General features: G+C 68.6%; 24 protein-coding genes. 18 read left to right on the top strand and 6 right to left on the bottom strand.

Translation table 11 applies throughout. From position 1 onward, the window contains the following. Positions 1-88: 88 nt before the first annotated feature. From ACXAFN_RS16765 to yidD, 3 genes are read left to right on the top strand one after another with little or no spacing between them, the layout of a single operon-like run. Positions 89-559 carry a Fur family transcriptional regulator gene (locus tag ACXAFN_RS16765; RefSeq protein WP_474990558.1) on the top strand — a complete coding sequence of 157 codons (471 nt, stop codon included), beginning with the start codon at positions 89-91 and terminating at the stop codon, positions 557-559. Then, complete coding sequence (hisI, locus tag ACXAFN_RS16760) at positions 556-996, top strand: phosphoribosyl-AMP cyclohydrolase (RefSeq protein ID WP_474990556.1); 441 nt, start codon at positions 556-558, stop codon at positions 994-996. Before ACXAFN_RS16765 ends, hisI begins: the two co-directional genes overlap by 4 nt. Positions 997-1,000: 4 nt before the next feature. Beyond that, positions 1,001-1,342: a membrane protein insertion efficiency factor YidD gene (gene yidD, locus ACXAFN_RS16755; protein WP_474990554.1), complete on the top strand. Its 342-nt coding sequence runs from the start codon at positions 1,001-1,003 to the stop codon at positions 1,340-1,342. A 113-nt stretch (positions 1,343-1,455) separates the two neighbouring features. On the opposite strand, the gene ACXAFN_RS16750 is transcribed toward yidD, so the two are convergent. Beyond that, entirely contained in the window at positions 1,456-1,878 is a 423-nt protein-coding gene (locus ACXAFN_RS16750) for a SufE family protein (protein ID WP_474990552.1), read from the bottom strand. Positions 1,879-1,905: 27 nt separating this feature from the next. After that, on the bottom strand, positions 1,906-3,123 hold the full coding sequence (locus ACXAFN_RS16745; RefSeq protein WP_474990550.1) for a tyrosine-type recombinase/integrase: 1,218 nt from the start codon (positions 3,121-3,123) through the stop codon (positions 1,906-1,908). Positions 3,124-3,432: 309 nt separating this feature from the next. Between ACXAFN_RS16745 and ACXAFN_RS16740 the strand changes: the two genes are divergently transcribed. Then, positions 3,433-4,491: a DNA-binding protein gene (locus ACXAFN_RS16740; RefSeq protein WP_474990548.1), complete on the top strand. Its 1,059-nt coding sequence runs from the start codon at positions 3,433-3,435 to the stop codon at positions 4,489-4,491. 18 nt (positions 4,492-4,509) lie between these two features. Here the strand turns inward: ACXAFN_RS16740 and nfuA are convergent, their stop codons facing one another. After that, positions 4,510-5,100, bottom strand: a complete 591-nt coding sequence (nfuA, locus tag ACXAFN_RS16735; protein WP_474990546.1) for a Fe-S biogenesis protein NfuA — start codon at positions 5,098-5,100, stop codon at positions 4,510-4,512. A 570-nt stretch (positions 5,101-5,670) separates the two neighbouring features. Between nfuA and metH the strand changes: the two genes are divergently transcribed. The 4 genes from metH to ACXAFN_RS16715 all read left to right on the top strand — a co-directional run bounded on the left by metH (position 5,671) and on the right by ACXAFN_RS16715 (position 13,154). Next, positions 5,671-9,372 (top strand): methionine synthase, encoded by a 3,702-nt coding sequence (gene metH / locus ACXAFN_RS16730; RefSeq protein WP_474990544.1) that lies wholly within the window; start codon positions 5,671-5,673, stop codon positions 9,370-9,372. A gap of 150 nt (positions 9,373-9,522) precedes the next feature. Beyond that, positions 9,523-10,851: an MATE family efflux transporter gene (locus tag ACXAFN_RS16725; protein WP_474990543.1), complete on the top strand. Its 1,329-nt coding sequence runs from the start codon at positions 9,523-9,525 to the stop codon at positions 10,849-10,851. Between the two features lie 139 nt (positions 10,852-10,990). Further along, positions 10,991-12,643 carry a nitrite/sulfite reductase gene (locus ACXAFN_RS16720; protein ID WP_474990541.1) on the top strand — a complete coding sequence of 551 codons (1,653 nt, stop codon included), beginning with the start codon at positions 10,991-10,993 and terminating at the stop codon, positions 12,641-12,643. Continuing rightward, entirely contained in the window at positions 12,636-13,154 is a 519-nt protein-coding gene (locus ACXAFN_RS16715; protein WP_474990539.1) for a DUF934 domain-containing protein, read from the top strand. The genes ACXAFN_RS16720 and ACXAFN_RS16715 overlap by 8 nt, the downstream gene beginning before the upstream one ends. A gap of 229 nt (positions 13,155-13,383) precedes the next feature. Here the strand turns inward: ACXAFN_RS16715 and smrA are convergent, their stop codons facing one another. Continuing rightward, a complete protein-coding gene (gene smrA, locus ACXAFN_RS16710) occupies positions 13,384-13,974 on the bottom strand; it encodes a DNA endonuclease SmrA (protein ID WP_474990537.1) in 591 nt (196 codons plus the stop codon). 158 nt (positions 13,975-14,132) lie between these two features. Here smrA and ACXAFN_RS16705 point away from each other — a divergent pair, with 158 nt between their 5' ends. From ACXAFN_RS16705 to pdxH, 8 genes are all read left to right on the top strand, one after another. Further along, a complete protein-coding gene (locus tag ACXAFN_RS16705; protein WP_474990535.1) occupies positions 14,133-14,393 on the top strand; it encodes a helix-turn-helix domain-containing protein in 261 nt (86 codons plus the stop codon). 3 nt (positions 14,394-14,396) lie between these two features. Further along, entirely contained in the window at positions 14,397-15,131 is a 735-nt protein-coding gene (locus ACXAFN_RS16700; RefSeq protein WP_474990533.1) for a HipA N-terminal domain-containing protein, read from the top strand. Beyond that, a complete protein-coding gene (locus ACXAFN_RS16695) occupies positions 15,131-15,703 on the top strand; it encodes a HipA domain-containing protein (protein WP_474990531.1) in 573 nt (190 codons plus the stop codon). Before ACXAFN_RS16700 ends, ACXAFN_RS16695 begins: the two co-directional genes overlap by 1 nt. An 84-nt stretch (positions 15,704-15,787) precedes the next feature. After that, the gene (locus ACXAFN_RS16690; RefSeq protein WP_474990529.1) at positions 15,788-16,219 is read left to right on the top strand and encodes a gamma-glutamylcyclotransferase family protein; all 432 of its coding nucleotides are present in this window, start codon (positions 15,788-15,790) and stop codon (positions 16,217-16,219) included. 128 nt (positions 16,220-16,347) lie between these two features. Then, complete coding sequence (gene arsC, locus ACXAFN_RS16685; protein ID WP_474990527.1) at positions 16,348-16,689, top strand: arsenate reductase (glutaredoxin); 342 nt, start codon at positions 16,348-16,350, stop codon at positions 16,687-16,689. A gap of 33 nt (positions 16,690-16,722) precedes the next feature. Further along, entirely contained in the window at positions 16,723-17,343 is a 621-nt protein-coding gene (gene wrbA, locus ACXAFN_RS16680; protein WP_474990525.1) for an NAD(P)H:quinone oxidoreductase, read from the top strand. Next, positions 17,340-17,732 (top strand): DUF2069 domain-containing protein, encoded by a 393-nt coding sequence (locus tag ACXAFN_RS16675; RefSeq protein ID WP_474990523.1) that lies wholly within the window; start codon positions 17,340-17,342, stop codon positions 17,730-17,732. Before wrbA ends, ACXAFN_RS16675 begins: the two co-directional genes overlap by 4 nt. Positions 17,733-17,881: 149 nt before the next feature. Further along, on the top strand, positions 17,882-18,523 hold the full coding sequence (gene pdxH / locus ACXAFN_RS16670) for a pyridoxamine 5'-phosphate oxidase (protein WP_474990521.1): 642 nt from the start codon (positions 17,882-17,884) through the stop codon (positions 18,521-18,523). 30 nt (positions 18,524-18,553) lie between these two features. On the opposite strand, the gene ACXAFN_RS16665 is transcribed toward pdxH, so the two are convergent. Beyond that, the gene (locus ACXAFN_RS16665; protein WP_474990519.1) at positions 18,554-21,301 is read right to left on the bottom strand and encodes a bifunctional acetate--CoA ligase family protein/GNAT family N-acetyltransferase; all 2,748 of its coding nucleotides are present in this window, start codon (positions 21,299-21,301) and stop codon (positions 18,554-18,556) included. Between the two features lie 105 nt (positions 21,302-21,406). Between ACXAFN_RS16665 and ACXAFN_RS16660 the strand changes: the two genes are divergently transcribed. Together ACXAFN_RS16660 and ACXAFN_RS16655 are read left to right on the top strand one after the other, a co-directional pair. Then, complete coding sequence (locus ACXAFN_RS16660) at positions 21,407-22,339, top strand: histone deacetylase family protein (RefSeq protein ID WP_474990517.1); 933 nt, start codon at positions 21,407-21,409, stop codon at positions 22,337-22,339. A gap of 158 nt (positions 22,340-22,497) precedes the next feature. Beyond that, positions 22,498-23,130 (top strand): helix-turn-helix domain-containing protein, encoded by a 633-nt coding sequence (locus ACXAFN_RS16655; protein ID WP_474990515.1) that lies wholly within the window; start codon positions 22,498-22,500, stop codon positions 23,128-23,130. A gap of 6 nt (positions 23,131-23,136) precedes the next feature. Here the strand turns inward: ACXAFN_RS16655 and ACXAFN_RS16650 are convergent, their stop codons facing one another. Further along, positions 23,137-23,979: a formate dehydrogenase accessory sulfurtransferase FdhD gene (locus tag ACXAFN_RS16650; RefSeq protein ID WP_474990513.1), complete on the bottom strand. Its 843-nt coding sequence runs from the start codon at positions 23,977-23,979 to the stop codon at positions 23,137-23,139. Positions 23,980-24,048 lie beyond the last annotated feature (69 nt).

Genomic DNA, 24,048 nt, shown 5'->3' with positions numbered 1-24,048 from the left:
CCGGCGACGACCGCGCCGGGCCATGACTGGCCGCTGGGGTGCGGGGCGCGTAGAATATAGCCCTCAATCCGCTGACCGCATGGCCCGCATGACCGATTCCCGCGCCCTGATGCAGCAAGCCGAGCGACAGTGCCGTCGCCGAGGCGTGCGCTTCACCCCGATCCGACAGCGGGTGCTGCAGCTGATCGCCGAGACCCGGGGCGGCCTGAAGGCCTACGAGCTGCTCGACCGCCTGGCCGCCGATCACGCCTCCGCCCGTCCGCCCACGGTGTACCGCGCCCTGGAATTCCTCATCGACCAGGGGCTGGTGCATCGTATCGAGTCGCTCAATGCCTACGTGGCCTGCCCCTGCCCCGAGCACGCCCACGGCTTCCAGCTGCTGATCTGCCGTGATTGCGGGCGCGTCGAGGAACTGCACCTCGACGACATCAACACCCAGCTTGGCCGGCGGGCCAGCGAGCTCGGCTTCGTCGTGCAGCGCCAGACCATCGAGCTGCTCGGCCAGTGCGACGCCTGCCGGACCGCCCAAGCCCCCTCCCGAGCCTCGGAATGCCCATGACCGACACCTTCAAGCGCCTGGAAGGCGCCGCGCCCGACAGCCGCCGCCCCCTCGGCGAGATCCTCGACGCCATTCCCTTCAACGCCGACGGCCTGATTCCCGCCATCGCCCAGCAGCACGACAGCGGCGAGGTGCTGATGATGGCGTGGATGAACCGCGAAGCGCTGGACGAGACCCTCGCTACCGGCCGCGTGTGCTACTGGTCGCGCTCCAAGGGCAAGCTGTGGCGCAAGGGAGAATCCTCCGGGCAGCAGCAACACCTGCGCGCCGCGGCCCTCGACTGCGACGGCGACACCCTGCTGATGCAGGTCGACCAGACCGGGCCGGCCTGCCACAGCGGGCGTCGCAGCTGCTTCTACGTGGCCCTCGAAGGCGACCAGGCGCGCATCACTTCGGCGCCGCTGATCGACCCCGAGGCCCTCTACGGCAAGCGCTGACGCCATGGGCGCCGCCCTGCTCCGCCGCGCCCGGCATCGCGCCGGACGCCTGCTGGTTCTCCCGCTGCTGGGAGCGGTCAAGGCCTATCAGCTGCTCCTCAGCCCCCTCCTCGGCCCGCGCTGCCGCTACTGGCCGAGCTGTTCGCACTACACGGCGGAGGCGCTGCGGGTACACGGCCCGCTGAAGGGCGGCTGGCTGTCCGCCAGGCGCCTCGCCCGCTGCCGTCCCGGAGCCGCCAGCGGCATCGACCCGGTCCCCGGCGGCCCCAGCGAGCGGCTATGCCGCGAGGACCCGGAGCTCGACGAGCATTTCCGACCTCGAGCCGCGTCTCGCGACGCGCGCTAGCGTCGCACGCCCGCCCGTTACCAGGCGACGGACACTCAAGGCGCCAACCAGGAACGCCCGCGATACCGCCATCGCGGGCGGGTTGGCACGCTTCGGTGTGCCCGGCTCGTCGCTCAGGCGGCTTCCTGTTCGGCGACCCGATAGATGCGTTCCAGCATGGCATTGAGGCCGTTGCTGCGCGTCGGCGAGAGGTGCTTGTCGAGCCCCAGGTCCTTGAGGAAGTGCGGACTGGTGTCGCGGATGTCCTGCGGCGAGCGATCGTTGTAGATGCGCATCAGCACGGCGATCAGCCCGGACACGATGGCGGCATCGGAGATCGCCTGGAAGGTGAGGCGATCGCCGTCGCGGGCATGGTGCATCCAGACGTTGGACTGGCAGCCCTGGATCTTGCGCTCGTCGGTCTTCCACTCCTCGGGGAAGGCCGGCAACTGCTTGCCCAGGTCGATGATGTACTGGTAGCGATCCATCCAGTTGTCGAACATCTCGAACTCGTCGACGAGCTCCTGCTGGGCCTGTTCGGCGGTCGTGGTGGTCATGCAAACTCCTCGATACGGTTGCCGCCATTATAACGGCTGAGGGGCGTCGTCGTCCGCCCCCGGCGAGAGTGAGTGGCGCGACTGCTGGCGATGCCATTCATCGTCCTCGGCATGCAGGTAGCGGGCGGTGGTGTCGAGCCGCGAGTGACGCGCCGTCTCGGCCAGATAGCGCAGCTCGACGCCGGCCTGGGCCTGATGGGTCAGCGCCGTGTGGCGCAGCCAGTGCGGCGTGGCGCGGCGCAGCAGCGCGACCTCGCGGGCGCCCTCCTCACCCAGTCGCGCCGCCAGCGACTCCGCGGCCGCCGTGAAGGCCTCGCGCATCAGGCGATAGAGCCGGTTCTCGCCCAGGCCGCGCCGGCCATCGAGCCCGCGCAGCAGCGGCGTCGCCTCGCCCGGCTCAGGGTCGGGGGCAAGCTCCAGCGCGACGCGCCACCGCCTGAGCAGGCGCAGCATGTCCGGCGGCACCGGGATACTCGCAGCCTTGCCGCCCTTCCCCACCGTATGCCACCACCAGCGCCCCTCGCGACGATGGAAGTCGTGCATCCGGGCCGCCGCCATCTCGCCGATCCGCGGTGCCAGCAGGTAGGCGAAGCCGAACGCGAAGCGCCGACGCTCGTGCTCGAAGCGCGCCCGCGGGCTGGCGCCCTGGGCCGGGACCTCGTCCAGCCAGCGCCACAACCAGTCCCACAGCGGCTTCTCCAGGTAGCGCTCCACTCGGCCACGACGATTGTCCAGCCGCCGGCGCTTGTCGCGCATCAGCCGAAACGGGTTGTGCCCGACCCAGCCCGCCTCCACGAGCCAGGCGAAGAGCCCCTGCAGGATCACCAGGCACTGACGGCGACTGGCCGGTGACAGCGGGCCGCGAAACGGCCGCCAGCGCGGATCCTGACGCGGGCGGGTCGGACCGGTCCAGCGCTCACGAGGCTGCGGGTCGGCCAGGAAGGCCTCGAAGGCGTCCAGATGGTCGCGGCGCACCTCGCCGAGTGAGAGGTCCCGCTCGGCCAGCCACAGCAGCAGCCGCTCCGCCTCGCGCCGGTAGGCTCGCTGGGTATGGGGGCTGGCGCGGTACTCGCCGAGCCACAGGGCCACCGCCTCGGCATCCGAGGTCGCGGCGATATGCGCCCGCCCGGCAGACGGCAGCGGCGATGTCGCAAGCGACTCGTCGCGGTCCAGCACCGCACCGATCGCCGTCGCCCGAGCCACCAGGCCTGACTGCCCTGTACCGCCCTCGCTTCTGTCGTCCATCGCCGCCTGCGCCTCGCTGCGTCTTTCGGGTGATTCATGGCGCGTGCCCGGCGGCTCGCGCCCGCCCTGCCGCCCGGCAATTCGCTCATGTCGTTCAAGGGCTTGGCTATCCGGCGCCAGACTCCGAGCAAGTATCGGCATTACGACGCCGTTAATCAAGATAAGCCGCGTAATCTTGATTTTATGGGCCATACCATAATGTATTTTACGTATTACGTTTAATGTAATTATCTTTATCCCGGCACCCGTGGCGGGTATAGTGCGATCTGAAGGCCCCGACGGGCGGACTCACGAAACGAGGAGAACGGCATGGCGCGCAGCGGCGTACGCTTCGAGGACGTGCAGCGGGCGATCGACGAACTGATGGCCACCGGACAGGCACCCAGCGTGCAGCGGATCCGCGAGGCACTGGGGACCGGCAGCTTCACCACCATCAGCGAGCACCTGCGGGAATGGCGAAAGCGACGCGAGGAGAACCGCGACGTGCCGCCGCCGCGCGGCATGCCGGCGCCGTTGCAGGAACTCGCCGAGTCGCTGTGGCAGCAGGCCCAGGAGAGCGCCAACGAGGCCCTGGCCCACTACCGCCGCGAGGCCGACGACAAGGTCGCCGAGGCCCAGCAGTGCGTCGCCGCTGCCGAGCGCCGCGCCGAGGATGCCGAGCAGCGTGAATCCGCCCTGTCGACGCACCTGACTCGCAGCGAGGAGCGCCTGAACGAGCAGACCGCCGAACTCGGTCGACTGCAGGCCGACCACGACACCCTGCTGGCCGAGGAGGCCCGACAGCGCGAGGCCCGCGGCCGCCTCGAGGCGCGCCTGGACGAGCTGCAGGGCGAACTCGAACGCCAGGCCCAGACTCACCGCCAGGACAAGGAAGAGACTGAAGCCGCGCACCAAGCGCGACTGAATCAGGAAGAGCAGCGCCACGAGGCCGCCGAAGCGAGGCTCATGGGGCTGCTCGACGAGGCCCGCCAGGAGCGCCAGGCCGCCGAGAAGGCACATTCGGCCCGTGCCGAACGACTGGAGAAACGCCTCGAGGCAACCAAGGCGGAGCAAAAGGCGCTGCAGGAGGCCCTGAAGGAAGAGGAACAGAAGCGACGCGACGAAGCGCAGGGACGCCGCGAGGTCGAGGCCGCCCAGGCGACCCTGATCGAGGAGCGCGCGCGCCTCGACGCCCAGCTGCAGGATGCCCAGGCGGCCCTGGCCAGCCGTCAGGCCAGGGTGGAAACCCTCGAGCAGCAGCTCGAGACCCGGCTGTGGTCATCGCTGGAACGGATGCAGGAGAGCCAGGCGCGGCTCGAGGCCGCCGCCGAAAACGCCTCGGGCCCCGACGATGCGGGGCCCGAGGAGGACACACAGGCCGGCCACTGAGCCGGCCCGGCGGAACGCTTATTGATAGTAGGCGTTGGTGGTGTCCGTGTGGTCGGTCACGTCACGGATGCCGGCGAGCTCGGGGATTCGCTCGAGCAGGGTCTTCTCGACGCCTTCCTTGAGCGTCAGGTCGACCGCGGCGCAGCCCTGGCAGCCGCCGCCGAAGGCCAGCACCGCCACCTGCTCCTCGGTCAGCTCGACCAGCTTGATCTCGCCGCCGTGGGCCGCGAGGCCGGGATTGATCTCGCTGTAGAGCACGTAGTTGACGCGATCCGCCAGCGGGCTGTCCTCGTTGACCTTGGGCATCTTGGCGTTGGGCGCCTTGATGGTCAGCTGGCCACCCATGCGATCGGCATTGAAGTCGACCACCGCTTCCTCGAGGAAGGGGATGCTGTTGGTGTCCAGATAGACGGCGATCTTGTCGAGCTCCAGACGCTCGTCGCTGGGCTCCTCCTCGCCGGGCCGGCAGTAGGCCAGGCAGGTCTCGGCATACGGCGTGCCGGGCTGGGTGATGAAGATGCGCACGGCGATGCCCTCGACGTTCTGCTTGGCCAGCAGTTCGGCAAGGTAGTCCTGGGCGCTGTCGGTGATCTGAATGCTCTCGCTCATTGCTCTCTCGCTGGTCGAGCCCGGCACGGTCGAGCCGGGATGAGGGTCTCTCACCATGGTAAGCGACTGCCCGAACCCTGACAATCCCGACCGCCACACTCGGTTTTAGCTCCTTGCTCCTTGCTCCTTGCTCCTTGCTCCTTGCTCCTTGCTCCTTGCTCCTTGCTCCTTGCTCCTTGCTCCTTGCTCCTTGCTCCTTGCTCCTTGCTCCTTGCTCCTTGCTCCTTGCTCCTTGCTCCTTGCTCCTTGCTCCTTGCTCCTTGCTCCTTGCTCCTTGCTCCTTGCTCCTTGCTCCTTGCTCCTTGCTCCTTGCTCCTTGCTCCTTGCTCCTTGCTCCTTGCTCCTTGCTCCTTGCTCCTTGCTCCTTGCTCCTTGCTCCTTGCCTGCATGAGCCTGGCTCAACACACCATGAAGCAAGCTCCTATTTGCGGCCCCTGCCCCGGCGCCGCGGCTTTTGCTAAGATGTGGCCCCTGTCCGGCCCCGTGCCGACCCCCGACGGACGCCCCACTCCCATAATATCGCGCCGTCGTCGCGCCCCGATGCCCTCACGCTGGAGATAGACCCGACCCATGGCCGCCGTTCCGACTCCCCTCACCGCCTCGCTCTCCGACAGCCTTCGCCGGCGCATCCTGATGCTCGATGGCGGCATGGGCACCATGCTGCAGAACGCCGCGCTGTCCGAGGAGGAATTCCGCGGGGAGCGCTTCGCCGACTGGCCTACCGACCTGAAGGGCAACAACGACCTGCTGGCGCTGACCTGCCCGGACCTGGTGACGCGCATCCATCGCGACTACCTGGAAGCCGGCGCCGACATCGTCGAGACCAACACCTTCAACAGCACCCGGCTGTCCCAGGCCGACTACGGCATGGAGGAGCTGGTGGTCGAGCTCAACCGCGAATCGGCCCGCCTGGCCCGTGCGGTCTGCGACGCCGTGGCCGAGGAGACCGGCGTGCCTCGCTATGTGGCCGGCGTGCTGGGCCCGACCTCGCGTACCGCCTCGCTGTCGCCGGACGTCAACGACCCCGCCAGGCGCAACGTCACCTTCGATGCGCTGCGCGACAACTACCGCGAGGCCGCCGAGGCGCTGATCGAGGGCGGCAGCGACCTGATCCTGATCGAGACCATCTTCGACACCCTCAACGCCAAGGCCGCCATCTACGCCCTGGAGGAGCTGTTCGAGGACCGCGGCGAGCGCCTGCCGGTGATGATCTCCGGCACCATCACCGACGCCTCCGGCCGCACCCTGTCCGGCCAGACCACCGAGGCGTTCTGGAACTCGATCCGCCACGCCAAGCCGATCTCCGTGGGTCTCAACTGCGCCCTGGGCGCCGAGGAGCTGCGCCCCTACCTGCAGGAGCTCTCCGACAAGGCCGACACCTTCGTCTCGGCGCACCCCAATGCCGGGCTGCCCAACGAGTTCGGCGAATACGACCAGACGCCGGAGGAAATGGCCGCCATCGTCGGCGAGTTCGCCGAGAGCGGGCTGGTCAACATCATCGGCGGCTGCTGCGGCTCCACCCCCGAGCACATCGCCGCCATTCATCGCGCCATTCGCGACACCGCGCCCCGCGAGGTGCCCGAGCGTCCCCTGGCCTGCCGGCTGTCCGGCCTCGAGCCCTTCAACATCGCCCACGACTCGCTGTTCGTGAACGTCGGCGAACGCACCAACGTCACCGGCTCGGCGCGCTTCAAGCGGCTGATCAAGGAAGAGGACTACACCACCGCCCTCGAGGTGGCACTCGAGCAGGTCGAGAACGGCGCCCAGGTCATCGACATCAACATGGACGAGGGCATGCTGGAGTCCGAGGAGGCCATGGTGCGCTTCCTCAACCTGATCGCCGGCGAGCCCGACATCGCCCGGGTGCCGATCATGGTCGACTCCTCCAAGTGGGAGATCGTCGAGGCCGGCCTCAAGTGCATCCAGGGCAAGGCGGTGGTCAACTCGATCTCGATGAAGGAAGGCGAGGACGCCTTCCGCGAGCAGGCCACCAAGTGCATGCGCTACGGCGCCGCCATCGTGGTGATGGCCTTCGACGAGGAAGGCCAGGCCGATACCTTCGCCCGCAAGGCCGAGATCTGCCAGCGCGCCTATCGCCTGCTGGTCGACGAGATCGGCTTCCCCGCCGAAGACATCATCTTCGACCCCAACATCTTCGCCATCGCCACCGGCATCGAGGAGCACGACAACTACGCCGTCGACTTCATCGAGGCCACCCGCTGGATCCGCGAGCACCTGCCCCATGCCATGGTCTCCGGCGGGGTCTCCAACGTGTCGTTCTCGTTCCGCGGCAACAACCCGGTGCGCGAGGCGATCCACTCGGTGTTCCTCTATCACGCCATCCGCGCCGGGCTGACCATGGGCATCGTCAACGCCGGCCAGCTGGCGGTCTACGACGACCTGCCCGAGGCGCTGCGCGAGGCGGTCGAGGACGTGGTGCTCAATCGGCGCAGCGACAGCACCGAGCGGCTGCTGGAGATCGCCGACGAGTACAAGGGCGACGGCTCCGGCGGCGCCAAGAAGGAAGACCTCGAGTGGCGCAACGAGGAGGTCGAGAAGCGCATCGAGCATGCCCTGGTCAAGGGCATCACCGCCTATATCGAGGAAGACACCGAGCTCGCTCGCCAGCGGGCCACCCGGCCCATCGAGGTGATCGAGGGGCCGCTGATGGACGGCATGAACGTGGTCGGCGACCTGTTCGGCGCCGGCAAGATGTTCCTGCCCCAGGTGGTCAAGTCGGCCCGCGTCATGAAGCAGGCGGTGGCCTACCTGCTGCCTTACATCGAGGCGGAAAAGAGCGAGGACACTCAAACCAAGGGCAAGATCGTCATGGCCACGGTCAAGGGCGATGTCCACGATATCGGCAAGAACATCGTCGGCGTGGTCCTGCAGTGCAACAACTACGAGGTGATCGACCTCGGCGTGATGGTCCCGGCGGAGAAGATCCTGCAGACGGCCAAGGAAGAAAACGCCGACATCATCGGTCTCTCCGGGCTGATCACCCCGTCGCTCGACGAGATGGTCCACGTGGCCAAGGAGATGCAGCGCCAGGGCTTTACGCTTCCGCTGCTGATCGGCGGCGCCACCACGTCCAAGGCCCACACCGCGGTCAAGATCGAACCGGGCTACGAGCATCCGGTGATCTACGTCACCGACGCCTCGCGGGCGGTGGGGGTGGCCGGCCGGCTGCTGTCGCCGGCCCAGAAGCCGGACTACGTGGCCGAGATCCGCGCCGAATACGAGAGGGTCCGCGAACGCAACGCCAAGCGTCGCCCCAAGGCAGCGGACCTGTCCTACGCCGAGGCGCGCGCCCGCAAGCCGGTCTACGACTGGGAGGGCTACACGCCGCCGGCGCCGAGCTTCACCGGCCTCAAGGTGTTCGAGGACTACGACCTGAACGAGCTGGTCGAGCGCATCGACTGGACGCCCTTCTTCATGAGCTGGGAGCTGGCCGGCAAGTACCCGAAGATCCTCGACGACGAGGTGGTCGGCGAAGCGGCGCGCAGCCTGTTCGCCGACGCCCGGGCGATGCTCGCCAAGCTGATCGACGAGGGGCTGGTCCAGGCTCGCGGCGTGATCGGCCAGTGGCCGGCCAACGTCGTCGATGACGACGTCGTCGAGGTCTACGCCGACGAGTCCCGGACCGAGGTGCTCGAGCGGCTGCATCACATCCGCCAGCAGACCACCAAGAACCGCGAGGGCGTCTGCTACAGCCTGGCCGACTTCATCGCCCCCAAGGACTCGGGCAAGCCGGACTGGATCGGCGGCTTCGCCGTCACCACCGGCCACGGCGTCGAGGAACTCGCCAACCGCTACAAGGCCGCCGGAGACGACTACAACGCCATCATGGTCCAGGCGCTGGCCGACCGCCTGGCCGAGGCCTTCGCCGAGCGCATGCACGAGCGGGTGCGCAAGGAGTACTGGGGCTACGCCGCCGACGAGACCCTCGACAACGAGGCGCTGATCGCCGAGAAGTACCAGGGCATCCGCCCGGCCCCGGGCTATCCGGCCTGCCCCGACCACACCGAGAAGGCCACCCTGTTCCGGCTGCTCGAGGCCGAGGCCAACGCCGGCCTCGAACTCACCGACAGCTTCGCCATGTGGCCCGCCGCCGCGGTCTCCGGCTGGTACTTCGCCCATCCGCAGTCGAAGTACTTCTCGACCGGCAAGATCACCCGCGACCAGGTCGAGGCGCTGGCCAGCCGCAAGGGCATGACGCTGGCCGAGCTGGAGCGCTGGCTGTCGCCGGTGCTCTCCTACGACCCGAGTTGATCGTGACCCGCTCGCCCCGGGCCCGCACGGCGGGTCCGGCCTCGTCACCCGTGGAAGTCGGCATGCTGCCTGATCTCGCTCGACGCCATCTCCTGAGGCGCCCTGCCACGCCGATACGCGCACGTGCCTCAGCGATCAAGGGACGCCGGCATGCTGCCTGACGCCTCTCGCCGCCAGACCATCCTGCGTCTCGCCCTGCCGATCATCGGCGGCATGCTCACCCAGAGCCTGCTCAACCTCGTCGACGCCGCCCTGGTGGGCGCGCTCGGCGAGGTGCCGCTGGCCGCGGTGGGCATCGGCGGCTATGCGATGTTCCTGATCACCGCGGTGGTGTTCGGGCTGTCGTCCGGTGTCCAGGCCCAGGCGGCGCGGCGTCACGGCGAGGGTGACTGGGAGCGCCGCGCCGTGTCGCTCAACGCGGGGCTCGTCATCGCCCTGGCCGTCGCCGGCCCCCTGATGTTGGTGTGCCTGTGGCAGGCGCCCACGCTGCTGGCGCTGATCAACCAGGACCCGGCGGTCAACGCCGAGGCGGTCGGCTATTTCCAGTGGCGCGTCGTGTCGCTGGTGCCGGTGGCGATGATCTTCTGCTTTCGCGGCTACTGGAACGGCATCCAGCAGACCGGCTTCTACCTGCGCATCATCCTGGTCATGCACCTGATCAACGTGGTCGCGAGCATCGGGTTGATCTTCGGGCTGGCCGGCCTGCCCGCCATGGGCGCGGCCGGTGCCGGCGCCGGCACCAGCCTGTCGCTGTTCGCCGGTCTCGGCCTCTGGTCCTGGGTCAGCCTGCGCCAGGCGCGAACCAGCGGCTTCTTGACCCGCCGCCCCTGCCCCCGCACCTTCGCCACCACCCTGCGCCTGGCCGTGCCGCATTCCTTCCAGCAGATCTGGTTCGCCGCCGGCTACGCGGTGCTGTTCTGGATACTGGGGCGGATCGACACCGCCAGCGTGGCGGTCGGCCACGTGCTGGTGAACCTGTCGCTGCTGCTGATCCTGCCCGGCGTGGGGCTCGGCATGGCGGCGATGAGCCTGGTCGGCGAGTCGCTGGGCCGGCGCGACCATGGCGACGCCCACCGCTGGGGCTGGGACGTGGTGCGCCTGGCCTGGCCCTGCCTGGCGCTGATCGCCCTGCCGATGGTGCTGCTGCCCGATGCCGTGCTGGGACTGTTCCTGCACGACGCGGAGCTGATCGCCCTGGGCCACTTGCCGTTGCAGCTCACGGCGGCCATGATCGTGCTCGACGCCGCGGCCCTGGTCTTCGCCCAGGCGCTGCTCGGCGCCGGCGCCCAGCGTACGGTGATGACCCTGACCCTGGCGCTGCAATGGCTGGTCTTCCTGCCGCTGGCCTGGTGGGTCGGCGTGCATCAGGAGGCCGGATTGCTCGGCATCTGGTGGATCCAGCTGGGCTACCGCTGCCTCAACTCCCTCGGCTTCATGCTGATCTGGCAGCGTCGGGGCTGGCAGCGGCTCGCGGTATGAGGGGCACGATCTCGGCAGGGCCGCCGCCCTCATTCCATTTCGAATATAAACTATGAAGATTTATTCTTTTATAGAATAATTGCGGCCCGTTAAGGTAGTCGCCAAGCTTCACCATTCCCCAGTTGCAGGTAAGCGCTGAATGTATCGCTACGACACCCATGACCAGATCCTGGTCGACGAGCGCGTCGCTCAATTCCGCGACCAGATGCGTCGCTACCTCGAGGGCAAGATCAGCGACGAGGAATTTCTGCCGCTGCGCGTGCAGAACGGTCTCTATATCCAGCGCTATGCGCCGATGCTGCGCATCGCCATTCCCTACGGCATGCTGGCCTCCTATCAGCTGCGCAAGCTGGGTGAGATCGCCGCCCGCTACGACCGCGGGTACGGTCACTTCACCACACGCACCAATCTGCAGCTGAACTGGCCCGAGCTCGAGGACGTGCCGGACATCCTGGCCGACCTGGCCAGCGTGCAGATGCACGCCATCCAGACCAGCGGCAACGACATCCGCAACACCTCCACCGACCAGTTCTCCGGCATCGCCGCCGACGAACAGGTCGATCCGCGCCCCTGGTGCGAGCTGATCCGTCAGTGGTCCACCTTCCACCCCGAGTTCGCCTACCTGCCGCGCAAGTTCAAGATCGCGGTGACCGGCGCCGAGGAAGATCGCGCGGCCATCCAGGTTCATGACGTGGGCCTGCGCTTCTGGCGCGACGCCGCCGGCGAGGTGCGCGTCAGGGTGCTGGCCGGCGGTGGCCTGGGCCGCACGCCGATGATCGGCAGCGCGGTCTGCGAGGACCTGCCCTGGCAGCACCTGCTGACCTACCTCGAGGCGATCCTGCGGGTCTACAACCAGTTCGGCCGCCGCGACAACAAGTTCAAGGCGCGCATCAAGATCCTGGTCAAGGCACTGGGCGTCGACGAGTTCCGTCGCCGCGTCGAGGAAGAATGGGCGCACCTCAAGGACGGCCCCCAGACCCTCACCGAGGAGGCCGTGTCGGCCGTGGCCGAGCACTTCGTCGACCCCGAGCGGCGTGAGGTGAGCGGCGAGGCCATCGAGGCCTATGAGGCCCTGCGCGCCGAGAACCGCACCTTCGCCCGCTTCGTGACCAACAACGTCACCGACCACAAGGTCCCCGGCTACAAGGCCGTGACCCTGTCGCTGAAGCGCCGCGAGCACTCCCCGGGCGACGTCACCTCCGAGCAGATGGCCGCCATTGCCGACCTGGCCGACGACTTCAGCTACGGCGAGCTGCGCGTCACCCACGAGCAGAACCTGGTGCTCACCGACGTGCCGGTGGATCGCCTGGAGGACCTGTGGCAGCGCCTCGACGAGCTCGGCCTGGCCAATCCCACCGTGGGCACCCTGGCCGACCTGATCTGCTGCCCCGGCGGCGACTACTGCGGCCTGGCCAACGCCAAGTCGATCCCGGTCGCCCATGCCATCCAGGAGCGCTTCGAGGACCTCGACTTCCTCTACGACCTGGGCCCGCTGGAGCTCAACATCTCCGGCTGCATGAATGCCTGCGGGCACCACCACGTCGGCAACATCGGCATCCTCGGCGTCGACAAGAAGGGCGAGGAGTACTACCAGATCTCGCTGGGCGGCAGCCAGGGCAACGAGTCGTCGCTCGGCAAGATTCTCGGCCCGTCCTTCTATCGCGAGGACGTGCCGGGCGTGATCGACAAGCTGCTCCAGGTCTATGTCGGCGAGCGCACCCCCGACGAGAACTTCCTCGACACCTATCGCCGCATCGGCCTCAAACCCTTCAAGGAGCGTGTCTATGCCTGAGCCGACTTCCCGCACCCTGATCGCCGACCGCCGCGTCGCGACCGACGAGTGGGTCCTCTGCGAGTCGGCCGAGCAGCGCCCCGAGGGCCAGCCGGCCATCCTCCCGCTCGCCGACTGGCAGGCCTGTGCCAAGGGCGACGACGTCGCCCCCTGGCTGCCCAGCGACACGGAGATGACCGCCGAGCTGGCAGCTGAGCTCGCGGCCGCTCCGCTGGTGGCCATCGACTTTCCGAAGTTCACCGACGGCCGCGGCTACAGCATCGCCCGTCTGCTGCGCGAGCGGCACGGCTACCAGGGCCAGATCCGCGCCATCGGCGACGTACTGATCGACCAGCTGTTCTACATGTCGCGCTGCGGCTTCGACGCCTTCTTGCTGCGCGAGGACCAGATCGTCGAGGATGCCTTGAACGCCCTGAACACCTTCAGCCGCAGCTACCAGCCCGGCACCGACGACCCGGAGCCGCTGTTCCGGCGCCGCCTGCGCGAGGCCCACAAGGGCGAAGTCGCCTGACGCGATGACCTCGCCAGAACCCACGAAGCCGGCCCTTGGGCCGGCTTCGTCGTTTCCAGCAACCATTCCCGCACCATCAGCGCGAACCTGTCGCCGCGGGAACGCGGCACGATACTTCGTCGCCTCGCTGCACACATCGGGCGCCTGACGGCACCATTCGTCGAGGCGTCGAATCGGCAGAAGGTCTGCGCTCCCACTGGCATTGGCGAGAGCGCAGTCACTTCCGATTTCAGCCCCGGCGCTTCTGCTGGCGCTCCCGATTGGCCGCCCTCGCCCGTTCGCTCTTGCGCAGCATCACCCAGGTGGCGCCCAGGCCACCGTCGGCCTGGCTCGCCGAGGCAAAGGCCTGCACCTCGTCGAAGGCCGGCAGCCACTTGGCCAGGTAGGAGCGCAGCACGTTGGCGGGGCTGTCGATCTCGTGCCCCCGGCCGTGGACGATCATCACCGAGCGCAGATCGTGCTCGACGGCCTCGCGCAGGAAGGCCGGCAGCGCCCGACGGGCCTCCTCCACCGGGCGGCGCAGCAGGTGCAGGCTGGCCTGCATCGGATAGCCGCCCTGGCGCAGGCGCTCCGCCACGCCCCGCTGGATGCCGTCGCGGCGAAAATCCAGCGGATCGAAGGGCGGTACCAGGTCGACGACGTCGTCGGAGAGGATATCGCGGCCCGAGTCGCCGCCGGCGGCGCTCTCGCGCTTGGCGAGCTGTGCCTCGGTCGGGGCGCGACGCGGCCGGCCGGCATGGGCCCGATCCTGACCCCGCGTCAGGGGCCTCACGTCGCCCATCAGGGCCTGGAAATCGGCATCGTCGTGAAGGTCCGTCATGGCACACCTCCTGGCCAACTGCGGGGGAACGGTCATCCTAGCAAAGTGCCCGGGGCCGTCGCATGTCGAGAGGGTGGCAAAAAATATCCGCCGTAGCGGATATTGTGCTATTATCCTCTACAGCGGATAATCATCTTTTATCCTCTATGGGGGATATCATGAAGATCACCTCACCCGAGATGCTCGCGCACTCCCTGAAGAGCGCGCGCAAGCGCCGCCAGCTGACGCAGCAGGCGACCGCCGAGCAGACCGGCATCAAGCAGGCGACCGTCTCCGGCTTCGAACACCACCCGGAACGCAGCCGGCTCGAGACGCTGTTCAAGCTGCTGTCGGCCCTCGAACTGGAACTGCACGTCACCGAGCGCGACCGGCCCGAGGACGCGACGGGCAGCGAGGCGCACTGGGACCAGGAGTGGTAGGCCATGGCGAACCTCACCGTCGCGATGAACGGCATCGACATCGGCACGCTGAGCATGGCGCGCTCCGGCGCCATGACCTTCCGGTACCGGCCGGAATGGGTCGAGCGGCCGGGCGCCCGGGCGATGTCGCTGTCGCTCCCCCTCACCACGGCACCATATCGCGGCCAGGTCGTCTTCAACTTCTTCGACAATCTGCTGCCGGACTCGGAGGCCATACGCACCCGCATGCAGGCCCGTTTCCGGGTGCCGACGCGCCACCCCTTCGATCTGCTGGCCAGCATCGGCCGCGACTGCGTCGGCGCGATACAGCTGTATCCCGAAGACGCCCCGACCGGCGACGTCCATGCCGTCACCGCCGCACCGCTCGATGAGCGGGCCATCGAGGCGTTGCTGTCCGGCTACCAGGATGCCCCCCTGGGCATGGCCGAGGGGCAGGATTTCCGCATCTCGCTGGCCGGGGCCCAGGAAAAGACGGCCCTGCTCTGGCACCAGGGCCAATGGCAGCGCCCCACCGGCAGCACACCCACCAGCCACATCTTCAAGCTGCCGATCGGCTTTCTCGAACACAGCAACATCGACCTGCGCCAGAGCAACGCCAACGAGTGGCTGTGTCTGCGCCTGCTGGAGGCCTTCGGCCTGCCGGTGGCCCATACCGAACTCGCCCGGTTCGGTGAGCAGGAAGTACTCGTCGTCGAGCGCTTCGACCGGGGCGCTGGTCGCGGGACGGCTCCTGGCTGATGCGCCTGCCCCAGGAAGACTTCTGCCAGGCACTGGGGATCGCCCCGGCGCTGAAGTACGAAAGCGATGGCGGCCCGGGTATCGCGCAGGCCATGCGCCTGCTACGCGGCTCCCAGCAGGCCGGCCTGGATCGGGACAGGTTCTTCAGGGCCCAGATCCTGTTCTGGCTGTTGGCCGCCATCGACGGGCATGCCAAGAACTTCAGCCTGTTCCTAGAGCCGGGAAGCGCCTATCGCATGACGCCGATGTACGACGTGATCTCGGCCTACCCCCTCATGCGCCAGGGCAGCATGGTCGCCGAGCGGGCCAAGATGGCCATGGCCCTGATGGGCAAGAATCGTCACTACCGGTGGTCGAGGATGGCGCCGCGACACTTCATCGCGACCGCGGAACGGGTCGACTACTCCACCCAGCGGGCCGTCGCGCTGATGGGCGAGCTCGCCACCAACGCCGAGCGGGTCGTCGGCGATCTGGCCGCGCGCCTTCCCGCCGATTTCCCGACGGCCACCAGCGACCCGATCTTCGAGGGCGTCCTCCGGCAAGCGGCCAGGCTCACCGCCTGGCTCGACTGAGCCTGGGCAGCGCATCGCGTCGGCTGTTGCGCGTGCGCCAAGCTATGGCAGCATGAGCCCCTAGATCCCCTCGGAGACCTCACCATGCCCGCCCCGCGCCTGCTGATCGGCCTGCCGCTGCTGGCCACGCCGCTGGCGTTGGCCGGCTGGCTGTGGCTGACGATGCTCAGCCCCTGGACCTACGAGCGCCCCGCGCATCTGGCACCGATCGCGGAGGGCCCCCACTCACTCTTCGTCTACGGGACCCTGACGCATGCTCCGGTGCGCTGGCTGGTCTACGGTCGAACAGGCGATCCCACCGCGGCGCGCCTCGAGGGCTTCCGACGCAGCGGCCTCGACCTGGCGACCTGCGCCGACTGCGCGGTGGAAGGGTTGCGGCTCACCGTCAGCGCCGAGGAACTGGCGCGACTGGACCGCTACGAGCGTCTCGGCATCCGCTACCGTCGCGTTCGCGTCATCCTGACCGATGGTCGGCCTGCCTGGGTCTATCGACGCCTGCCCGCTGAAGAACGCTGACGGAATGATGAGGCGTATTTTTCACCGTTAGGAAAGATAACGGTATAAATACGAAGACGGCGGTTGTGATGGCGTTCCGCCGCGGCCTACAATGAGCCGCGTTCATCCCCGCGATACAAGGAACGCCCATGATCACCCTCCTGCACAACCCGCGCTGTTCCAAGTCGCGCCAGGCCTTGGCCCTGCTGGAGGAGCGAGGCGTCGAGGTCGAGGTTCGCCGCTATCTCGACAGGCCCCTCGACGGGGGCGAGCTGCGGTCGCTGATGTCGCGCCTGGCGGTGGAACCCCGCGCCCTGGTGCGCACCAACGAGACCGAGTGGAAAGCCCTGGGCGCCGACGCCGACGACCCGGATCAGGTAGTGAATGCCATCGTCGCCCACCCGCGGGTCCTGCAGCGCCCCATCGCCGACGACGGCCAGCGGGCGATCATCGGTCGCCCCCCGGAAGACATCCTCGCCCTGCTCGACTGACGCCTTTCCGCCCCCCCGGTACCAGGAAGTTCCATGTCTGCCTCCCTGCCCTATGTCTTGATCCTCTACTATTCTCGCCACGGCGCCACCCGCGGCATGGCCGAACGCCTGGCCGCCGGCGTCGAGTCCTGCCGCGGGGTGGAGGCGCGGCTGCGCACCGTACCCCCGGTCTCCCCGACCTGCGAGGCGGTTTCGCCCGAGATTCCCGACGAGGGCGCGATCTACGCCGACATCGACGACCTGCGCCACTGTGCCGGCCTGGCGCTGGGCAGCCCCACCCGCTTCGGCAACATGGCCGCGCCGCTCAAGCACTTCATCGACACCACCAGCGAGCTGTGGCTGGGCGGCGCTCTGGTGGACAAGCCCGCCACCGCCTTCACCTCGACCTCGAGCCTCCACGGCGGCCAGGAGACCACGCTGATCAGCATGCTGCTGCCGCTGCTGCACCACGGCATGGTCTACGCCGGCCTTCCCTACAGCGAGACCGCGCTGATGGACACCCAGGCAGGCGGCACGCCCTATGGCGCCAGCCACCTGGCCGGCAAGCGCAGCGACCGCCCGCTGGACGAAGCGGAGCGCCAGCTGGCCCACGCCCAGGGACGCCGCCTGGCGCGGCTGGCCCTGGCGCTCGATAGCGCCGGAGTTCGCTCATGAGGCGCTGGCTCGAAGCCCTCGAGGCCCGCCACGGGCTCGACAACCTGACCGCCAGGTCGCGACGCCTGGTGATCGGCAGCTATATCGTCTTGATCGCCGCCATGCTGGGCTGGGGATGGATGCTACGGGAGAACGTCGGCAGCCTGACACCCGCCCTGGCCTTCGTGCTGCCGCTGGTGCTGTTCCTGCCGTCGATCCTTACCCGGCGGGCGCGTGGCCATGCCTGGCTGGCCTTCGTCAGCCTGCTTTACTTCATGATCGGCGTGAACGTGGCCATTCTGCCGGGGGTCGGCGGGCTTGGTCTGTTGATCGCCCTGGTGTCGCTGGCGCTATTCACCGGTTGCATGGGCTATGCCCGTTTTCGCAGCCGTCAGCTCAGGGCGGGCTGAGCGAATCCCGGTCCGGCCCACGCCTGGCGGTGATCCGGCGCCGGGGACAGGTCCGCGGCCCGGGGCAGGATACCCGGATACCGACGCATCGAACGCTTGAGCTCGCCTCGGCGAGCGGCGACCATGAAAGGGCACTCTAGGAGAACACCATGACACGCAATATCGCCGACATCAGGCGCGACTACGAAGGTGGGCGCCTGGACGAGACGCAACTGCCCGACCACCCCATGGCGCTGTTCGACGACTGGCTGACCCTGGCCCTGGACGCCGAGGGCGAGGACGGCAACGCCATGACGCTGGCCACCGTCGACAGCCAGGGCCTTCCCCACGCCCGGGTCGTGCTGCTCAAGGCGGCCGACGATCAGGGCCTGGTCTTCTACAGCAACTACCACAGCCACAAGGGCAGCGAGCTGGCCAACGTCCCTCATGCCGCCCTGGTCTTCTGGTGGCCGTCGCTGTCCCGCCAGGTGCGCGTGGAAGGGGCCGTCGTGCAGGTCGGCGAGTCGGAGTCCGACGCCTACTTCGCCAGCCGGCCTCGTGCCAGCCAGCTGGGGGCCTGGGTGGCCACCCAGAGCGTGGTGATTCCCGACCGTAACTGGCTCGAGGAGCGCGAGGCGCGCTTCGAGCAGGCCTACGAGGGCCAGCAGATCCCGCGTCCGGTGCACTGGGGCGGCTACCGCCTGGTCCCCGAGATGATCGAGTTCTGGCAGGGTCAGCCCAGCCGCCTGCATGACCGCATCCGCTTCGAGCGCCGCGACGATCACTGGCAGCGCTTCCGGCTGGCGCCCTGAGCCCCCGCGTCCCCCGCCCGACGGGGGACCTCAACCCGCCGCGCTGTCGAGCCGCAGCCGCTGCCAGTCGCTCCCGGGCTCGTTGAGCGAGAGCCTCGCGTCCACCACCTGCTCCTCGAGGTTGTAGCTCAGCGAGAACCCCAGCTGCTTCATCAGCGCCCGCATGGGATGGTTGTCGACCATGATCTTGCCGATCATCTCCAGGGTGCCCAGGCTCCGGCAGTAACGGATCATCTTGTCCATCAACAGGCTGCCGATGCCGAGCCCTTGCAGGTCGTCGCGGACGATGATCGAGAACTCGGTGCGGATGTTGTCGGCGTCGTTCCACACCCGCACCACTCCGAGCATCTCCTTGCCGCCGTCGGCCAGCGGATGCTCGGCGATGAAGGCCATCTGGCGGTCGTAGTTGATGTGCGAGAGCACCGACAGGTCACGCTGGCTGAGATCGGCCTTGTTATGGAAATAGCGAAAGCGGATGCTCTCTTCGGACAGTCGCCCGTGGAAGGCGTCGATCAACGGCGCATCCTCGGCGCGGATCGGGCGCACCTCCACCTCCCAGCCGTTGTTCAGCGTCAACCATTCTCGCAGCTCCTCGGGATAGGGCATGATCGCGAAGCGCGCCGGCGCTCCCAGGTCCATGGCGAAATCCACCGCCAGCATGCCGTCCCGGTTGAGCACCAGCGGGTTGAGCTCGAGGCCGCGTAGCTCGGTGAGGTCGGTGGCCATCTGCGAGAGCGTCACCAGCAGCTCGCCGATGCGCTCCAGGTCGCGCTGGGGTGCCCGGGAGTGCTCGCGGATCAGCCGCGCGGCATGGGTGCGATCGACCAGGTCGGCGGCCAGGCTCATGTTGAGCGGCGGCAAGGCCACCTGGCGGTCGGCCAGGATATTGACCTTGTAGCCGCCGATGCCGAACACGATCACCGGCCCGAACACCGGGTCGCGGGTGATCCCGGCGCAGAGCTGCATCGAATGCTTGCCGCGCTGCATGGGCTGCAGGCAGTACTCGCGCACCCGGAACTCGGGAAACTTCTCCGCCACCTTGTCGCCGAGGCGCCGCACACCCTCGGCGACCCGCTCCGGCCCCTCCAGGTCCTGCAGCAGGCCCGCCGACAGCTTGTGGGGATGCTGGCGGTAACGAAAGGGGCGGCAGTTGCCGTCATGCACCACCTTGAGTGCCAGTGGGCCCTCCAGGGCGCGCGCCGCCTCCACGGCGCGTTCGGGACCGCTCACATAGCGACTGGCCGCGACCGGAATGCCGTACGCCTCGAGCACCCGGGCCACCTCGGAGTGATCCAGGCACTCGCGGCCCGCCGCTTTCGCCTGCTCGATCAGCACCCGGCAGGCCGCCCGACTCTCCCGGGTGGTGGCAAACGGCAGGCTCGGCGGCGTCTGATGGAGCAGCGCCTGTACCCGCTGGTAGTCGACCATGTGCATGAAGGCCTTGACCGCCTTCTCCGGCGAGATATAGGTCGGGATACCGGCGTCGTTGCAGGCCTGACGGGCCTTCAGCGCCTCCTCGAGCCCCATCCAGCTGGTCAGCAGGTTGCGACGGAAGCGCTTGCGGGCCTCGATCACCGCCTCGGCCGTGGCCAGGGAAGGCGCCAGCCGCGTCGGGGCATGGACCACCAGCACGGCATCGACCCCGGGATCGTCGGTGACCAGCTCGATGGCCTCGACGAAGCGCTCGGGGGTGGCGTCGCCGCCCAGGTCCACCGGGTTCTCCCCAGGCTTGCTGACGTCCACGTCGTCGCGGCACAGCGCGTCGCGGGTGGCCTCGCCGAAGGTCGCCAGCCGGCCGCCGGCGCTGAGCAGCTTGTCGATGGCCAGCATCGCCGGCCCCAGCCCATTGGAGACCACCGCCAGGCGATCGCGCTTGAGGGGCTTCATGCGCGACAGCGTTTCGAGGGCGTCGAACAGCTCGTCGGAATCGTCGACCCTCACGACCCCGGCACGGGCGAAGGCGGCATCGAAGATCTGGTCGCGGTTGGCGACGCCCGGCGTGGGCGGCAGGTTGGAGATGTCCGAGGCGCTGGTGCGTCCGCTCTTGATCGCCAGCACCAGGCGGTGGCGGGAGGCCTCGCGCACCGCGGTCATGAAGTGCTGGGCGTCGAGGATGCGCTCCAGATGCAGCAGCAGCGCCTGGGTCGGCGCGAACTGGTTGAGGTAGTCGATCAGGTCGGGCAGCAGCACATCGACGCTGTCGCCCAGGGTCACCAGGTGGGAGAAGCCGATGCCGCGACCGGCGGCCCAGTCGATCATGGCATTGCCGAGCATGCCCGACTGGCCCAGGTAAGCCACCCGCCCCCTGCCGACCGGCTGGCTGGCGTAGGAGGCGTTGAGGCGTCGCCCCGGGACGATCAGCCCCATGCACTCCGGCCCCAGCACGCGGATCCCCGACTCCCGGGCCGCCGCCAGCATGCGACCGCGAATCGATCCCTTGCCGTCGCGCTCGTCGTCGAGGTTCGCGCCCCCCGACAGCACCAGGGCAGCCCGCACGCCGAAGCGTCCCAGTTCGCCGACCAGCCGGGGCGCGCGGACCACCGGCGCGCAGACCACCGCCAGGTCCGGCACTTCCGGCAGGCGGGACACGCCGGCCACGCAGGTGACCCCGTGAACGCTGTCGTGGCCCTTGGGATTGACCGCCCAGATCGTGCCCCGGAAACCGCCCTCGCGCAGGTTGCGGATCACCAGCCCTCCCATGGAGTGGGAGCGTTCCGAGGCGCCGACCACGGCGATGGTGCGCGGCTCGAAGAAATGGTGCAGGAAGCGGGTGCTCATGGGCGACTCCGTGACGGGCGAACAGCCTCCTGTGTACGACTTATGGCCACTGTTCCGCAAGGCCTCGTCACGCTTAGGGTAAATCACCCCCTTCGGAGCGCTCGCATGATCACGGCCTACCTCACCCATCCCGGCTGCCAGCGGCATCACATGGGCCCCGACCATCCCGAGAGCCCGCTGCGCCTGGAGGCCATTCGCGCGCGGCTGATGCGCGCCGGCCTGCTTCAGCAGACCATGCAGGGCGACGCCCCCCAAGCCACCGACGACCAGCTCGCCCGGGTCCACCCGTCTCGCCACCTGCGCGCCCTGGAGGCATGCCTGCCCGCCCGAGGGCTGACGGCCCTCGACGGCGACACCCTGATGAACCCGGACAGCCTGAGGGCCGCTCGCCATGCCGCCGGCGCCGTGGTGCGCGGGGTCGACCAGGTATTCCGCCACCAGGCCGACAACGTCTTCTGTGCGGTGCGCCCGCCGGGCCATCATGCCGAGGCCACCGAGGCCATGGGCTTCTGCTTCTTCAACAACGTGGCGGTCGGCGCCGCCCACGCCAGGGCCAGGTACGAGGCCCGGCGGATCGCCATCCTCGACTTCGACGTCCACCAGTGCAACGGCACCATCGAAATCTTCCGCGACGATCCCGAGGTGCTGATCTGCACCAGCTACCAGTACCCCTTCTATCCGTGGCGCTACCTGCAGGCCGCCTACGACAATGTCGTCGACACGCCGTTGCCCGCCGGCACCGACGGCCCGGCCTTCCGGCAGGCCATCGAGCAAGCCTGGCTGCCGGCCCTGCACGCCTTCAAGCCCGAGCTGGTGCTGGTCTCGGCCGGCTTCGACGCCCACCGCGACGACCCGCTGGCCGAGCTGTGCCTGGACGACGAGGACTACTACTGGGTGACCCGCCAGGCCATGGAGATCGCCGCCCTGTACGCCGACGATCGCCTGGTATCGGTGCTGGAGGGCGGCTACGATCCCGATGCCCTGGGGCGCGGCGCCGAGGCCCACCTCAAGGCGCTGCTGGGCCTGCCGTTCGCCTGACCGAGCCGTCAGGTTTCCTGGCGGCGGGAAACGCCGCTCGCCGCGCCCGCCCGCGCCAGTCCGTGTCGCGCCCCGCCAGCCCGGGGTCGCACGGGAGTCCGCACGGGGTGGTGGATATGGTAGTCTGGGGGAAACCCTGTTTCCGATAGTGAACCACCATGCCCGCCACCAAAGACCAGGAGGCCGCCGTGCGCATCGCCTCCGGGCGCAAGCCCTTCGTCGAGCCGTTGCGGCTCGGCGAGCGCCTCAAGGAGATCCGCCTGGCCAACCAGTGGACCCTGGGAGACGTCAGCGAGCGCACCGGCCTGGCCCGCTCCACTCTGTCGAAGATCGAGAACGACCAGATCTCGCCGACCTTCAGCGCCGTGCAGAAGCTGATCAGCGGGCTGGATATCGACCTGCCACAGCTGCTCTCCCAGCCGCGACCACAGCAGCGCACCATGGGACGCCGCGACCTGACGCGCCGTGGCGAGGGCCAGCAGCATCCGACGCCCACCTACGAGCACGAGCTGCTGAGCTGCGAGATGGCCCAGAAGCGCATGATTCCCTTCAAGACCATCGTACGGGCCCGCAGCTTCGAGGAATTCTGCCAGTGGGTGCGCCACGACGGCGAAGAGTTCCTGATGGTGCTGGAGGGCGACATCCAGCTGTTCTCGGAATTCTACGAACCGCTGCACCTGACCAAGGGCGACAGCATCTACTTCGACAGCGACATGGGCCATGCCCTGGTGTCGGTGAGCGAGGAGGATGCCGTGGTGCTGTCGGTGTGCACGCCCCGCGAGACCCAATAGCCGCCCTCAGCCATTACGATCGCCGGGCCGGCGCGTCGGCATGGCGTCTAGCTCGAGGCGCCCCTCGGCACCGATGGCCTGGAAGTGCTTGCCCTTGGCGCGCGCGATCAGCAGCACCCCGAAGCGCTCGGCCAGCTCCACGCCTTTCTGGGTCACGCCGGAGCGCGACACCAGCACGCCGATGCCCAGCTGCGCCACCTTGAGCACCATCTCCGAGGTCAGCCGCCCGGTGGTGTAGAAGATGTCCGGCGACCCGCCGCCGCCCTCGCCCAGCCACTGGCGCCCCGCCAGGGTGTCCACGGCATTGTGGCGCCCCACGTCCTCGACGAAATCGAGCACCCTGGCCTGATGACACAGCGCGCAGCCATGCACCGCCCCGGCGCTGCGGTAGGTGGCGTTGTAGGCGCCGAGGGCCTCCAGCAGCGCGTAGAGCACCGACTGGCGCAGCCGGGTCGGTGGCGGCGGGCTCAGCGCGGCGGTCTCGAGCAGCCGCCCGAACAGCGTGCCCTGGCCGCAGCCGGTGGTCACCGTGCGCTGGCCCAGCCGCGCCTCCAGGTCCTCGGGCTCGCCGCGCGTCACCACCGCCGCGGCTTCCACTTCCCAGTCCACGTGGACCGCCACGAGGTCATCGAGCCGCGCAATCAGCCCCTGGTTGCGCAGGTAGCCCACGACCAGCGCCTCGGGATCGTCGCCCAGCGTCATCAGGGTGACGATCTCGCGACGGTTCAGGTAGATCGTCAGCGCCCGTTCGGCGGCGATCGCCTGCTCTCGCGTCTCGCCGAACTCATCGACGACGCGAATCTCCAGGGTGGCCGGCAGGCGGGCGCGGCTCAGGCGAATCGACGGCATGGGCATCTCCGGTGGCGACTAGCGTCCGCGTATCCTGCTTCCGTCAGCATGGCAGCCGTTTTCGGTCGC

It is taken from the genome of Halomonas sp. ABH4_019 (genome assembly GCF_056159885.1).
The sequence above is the reverse complement of the archived record's forward strand: the minus strand, read 5'-3'. Positions and strand labels throughout refer to the sequence as shown.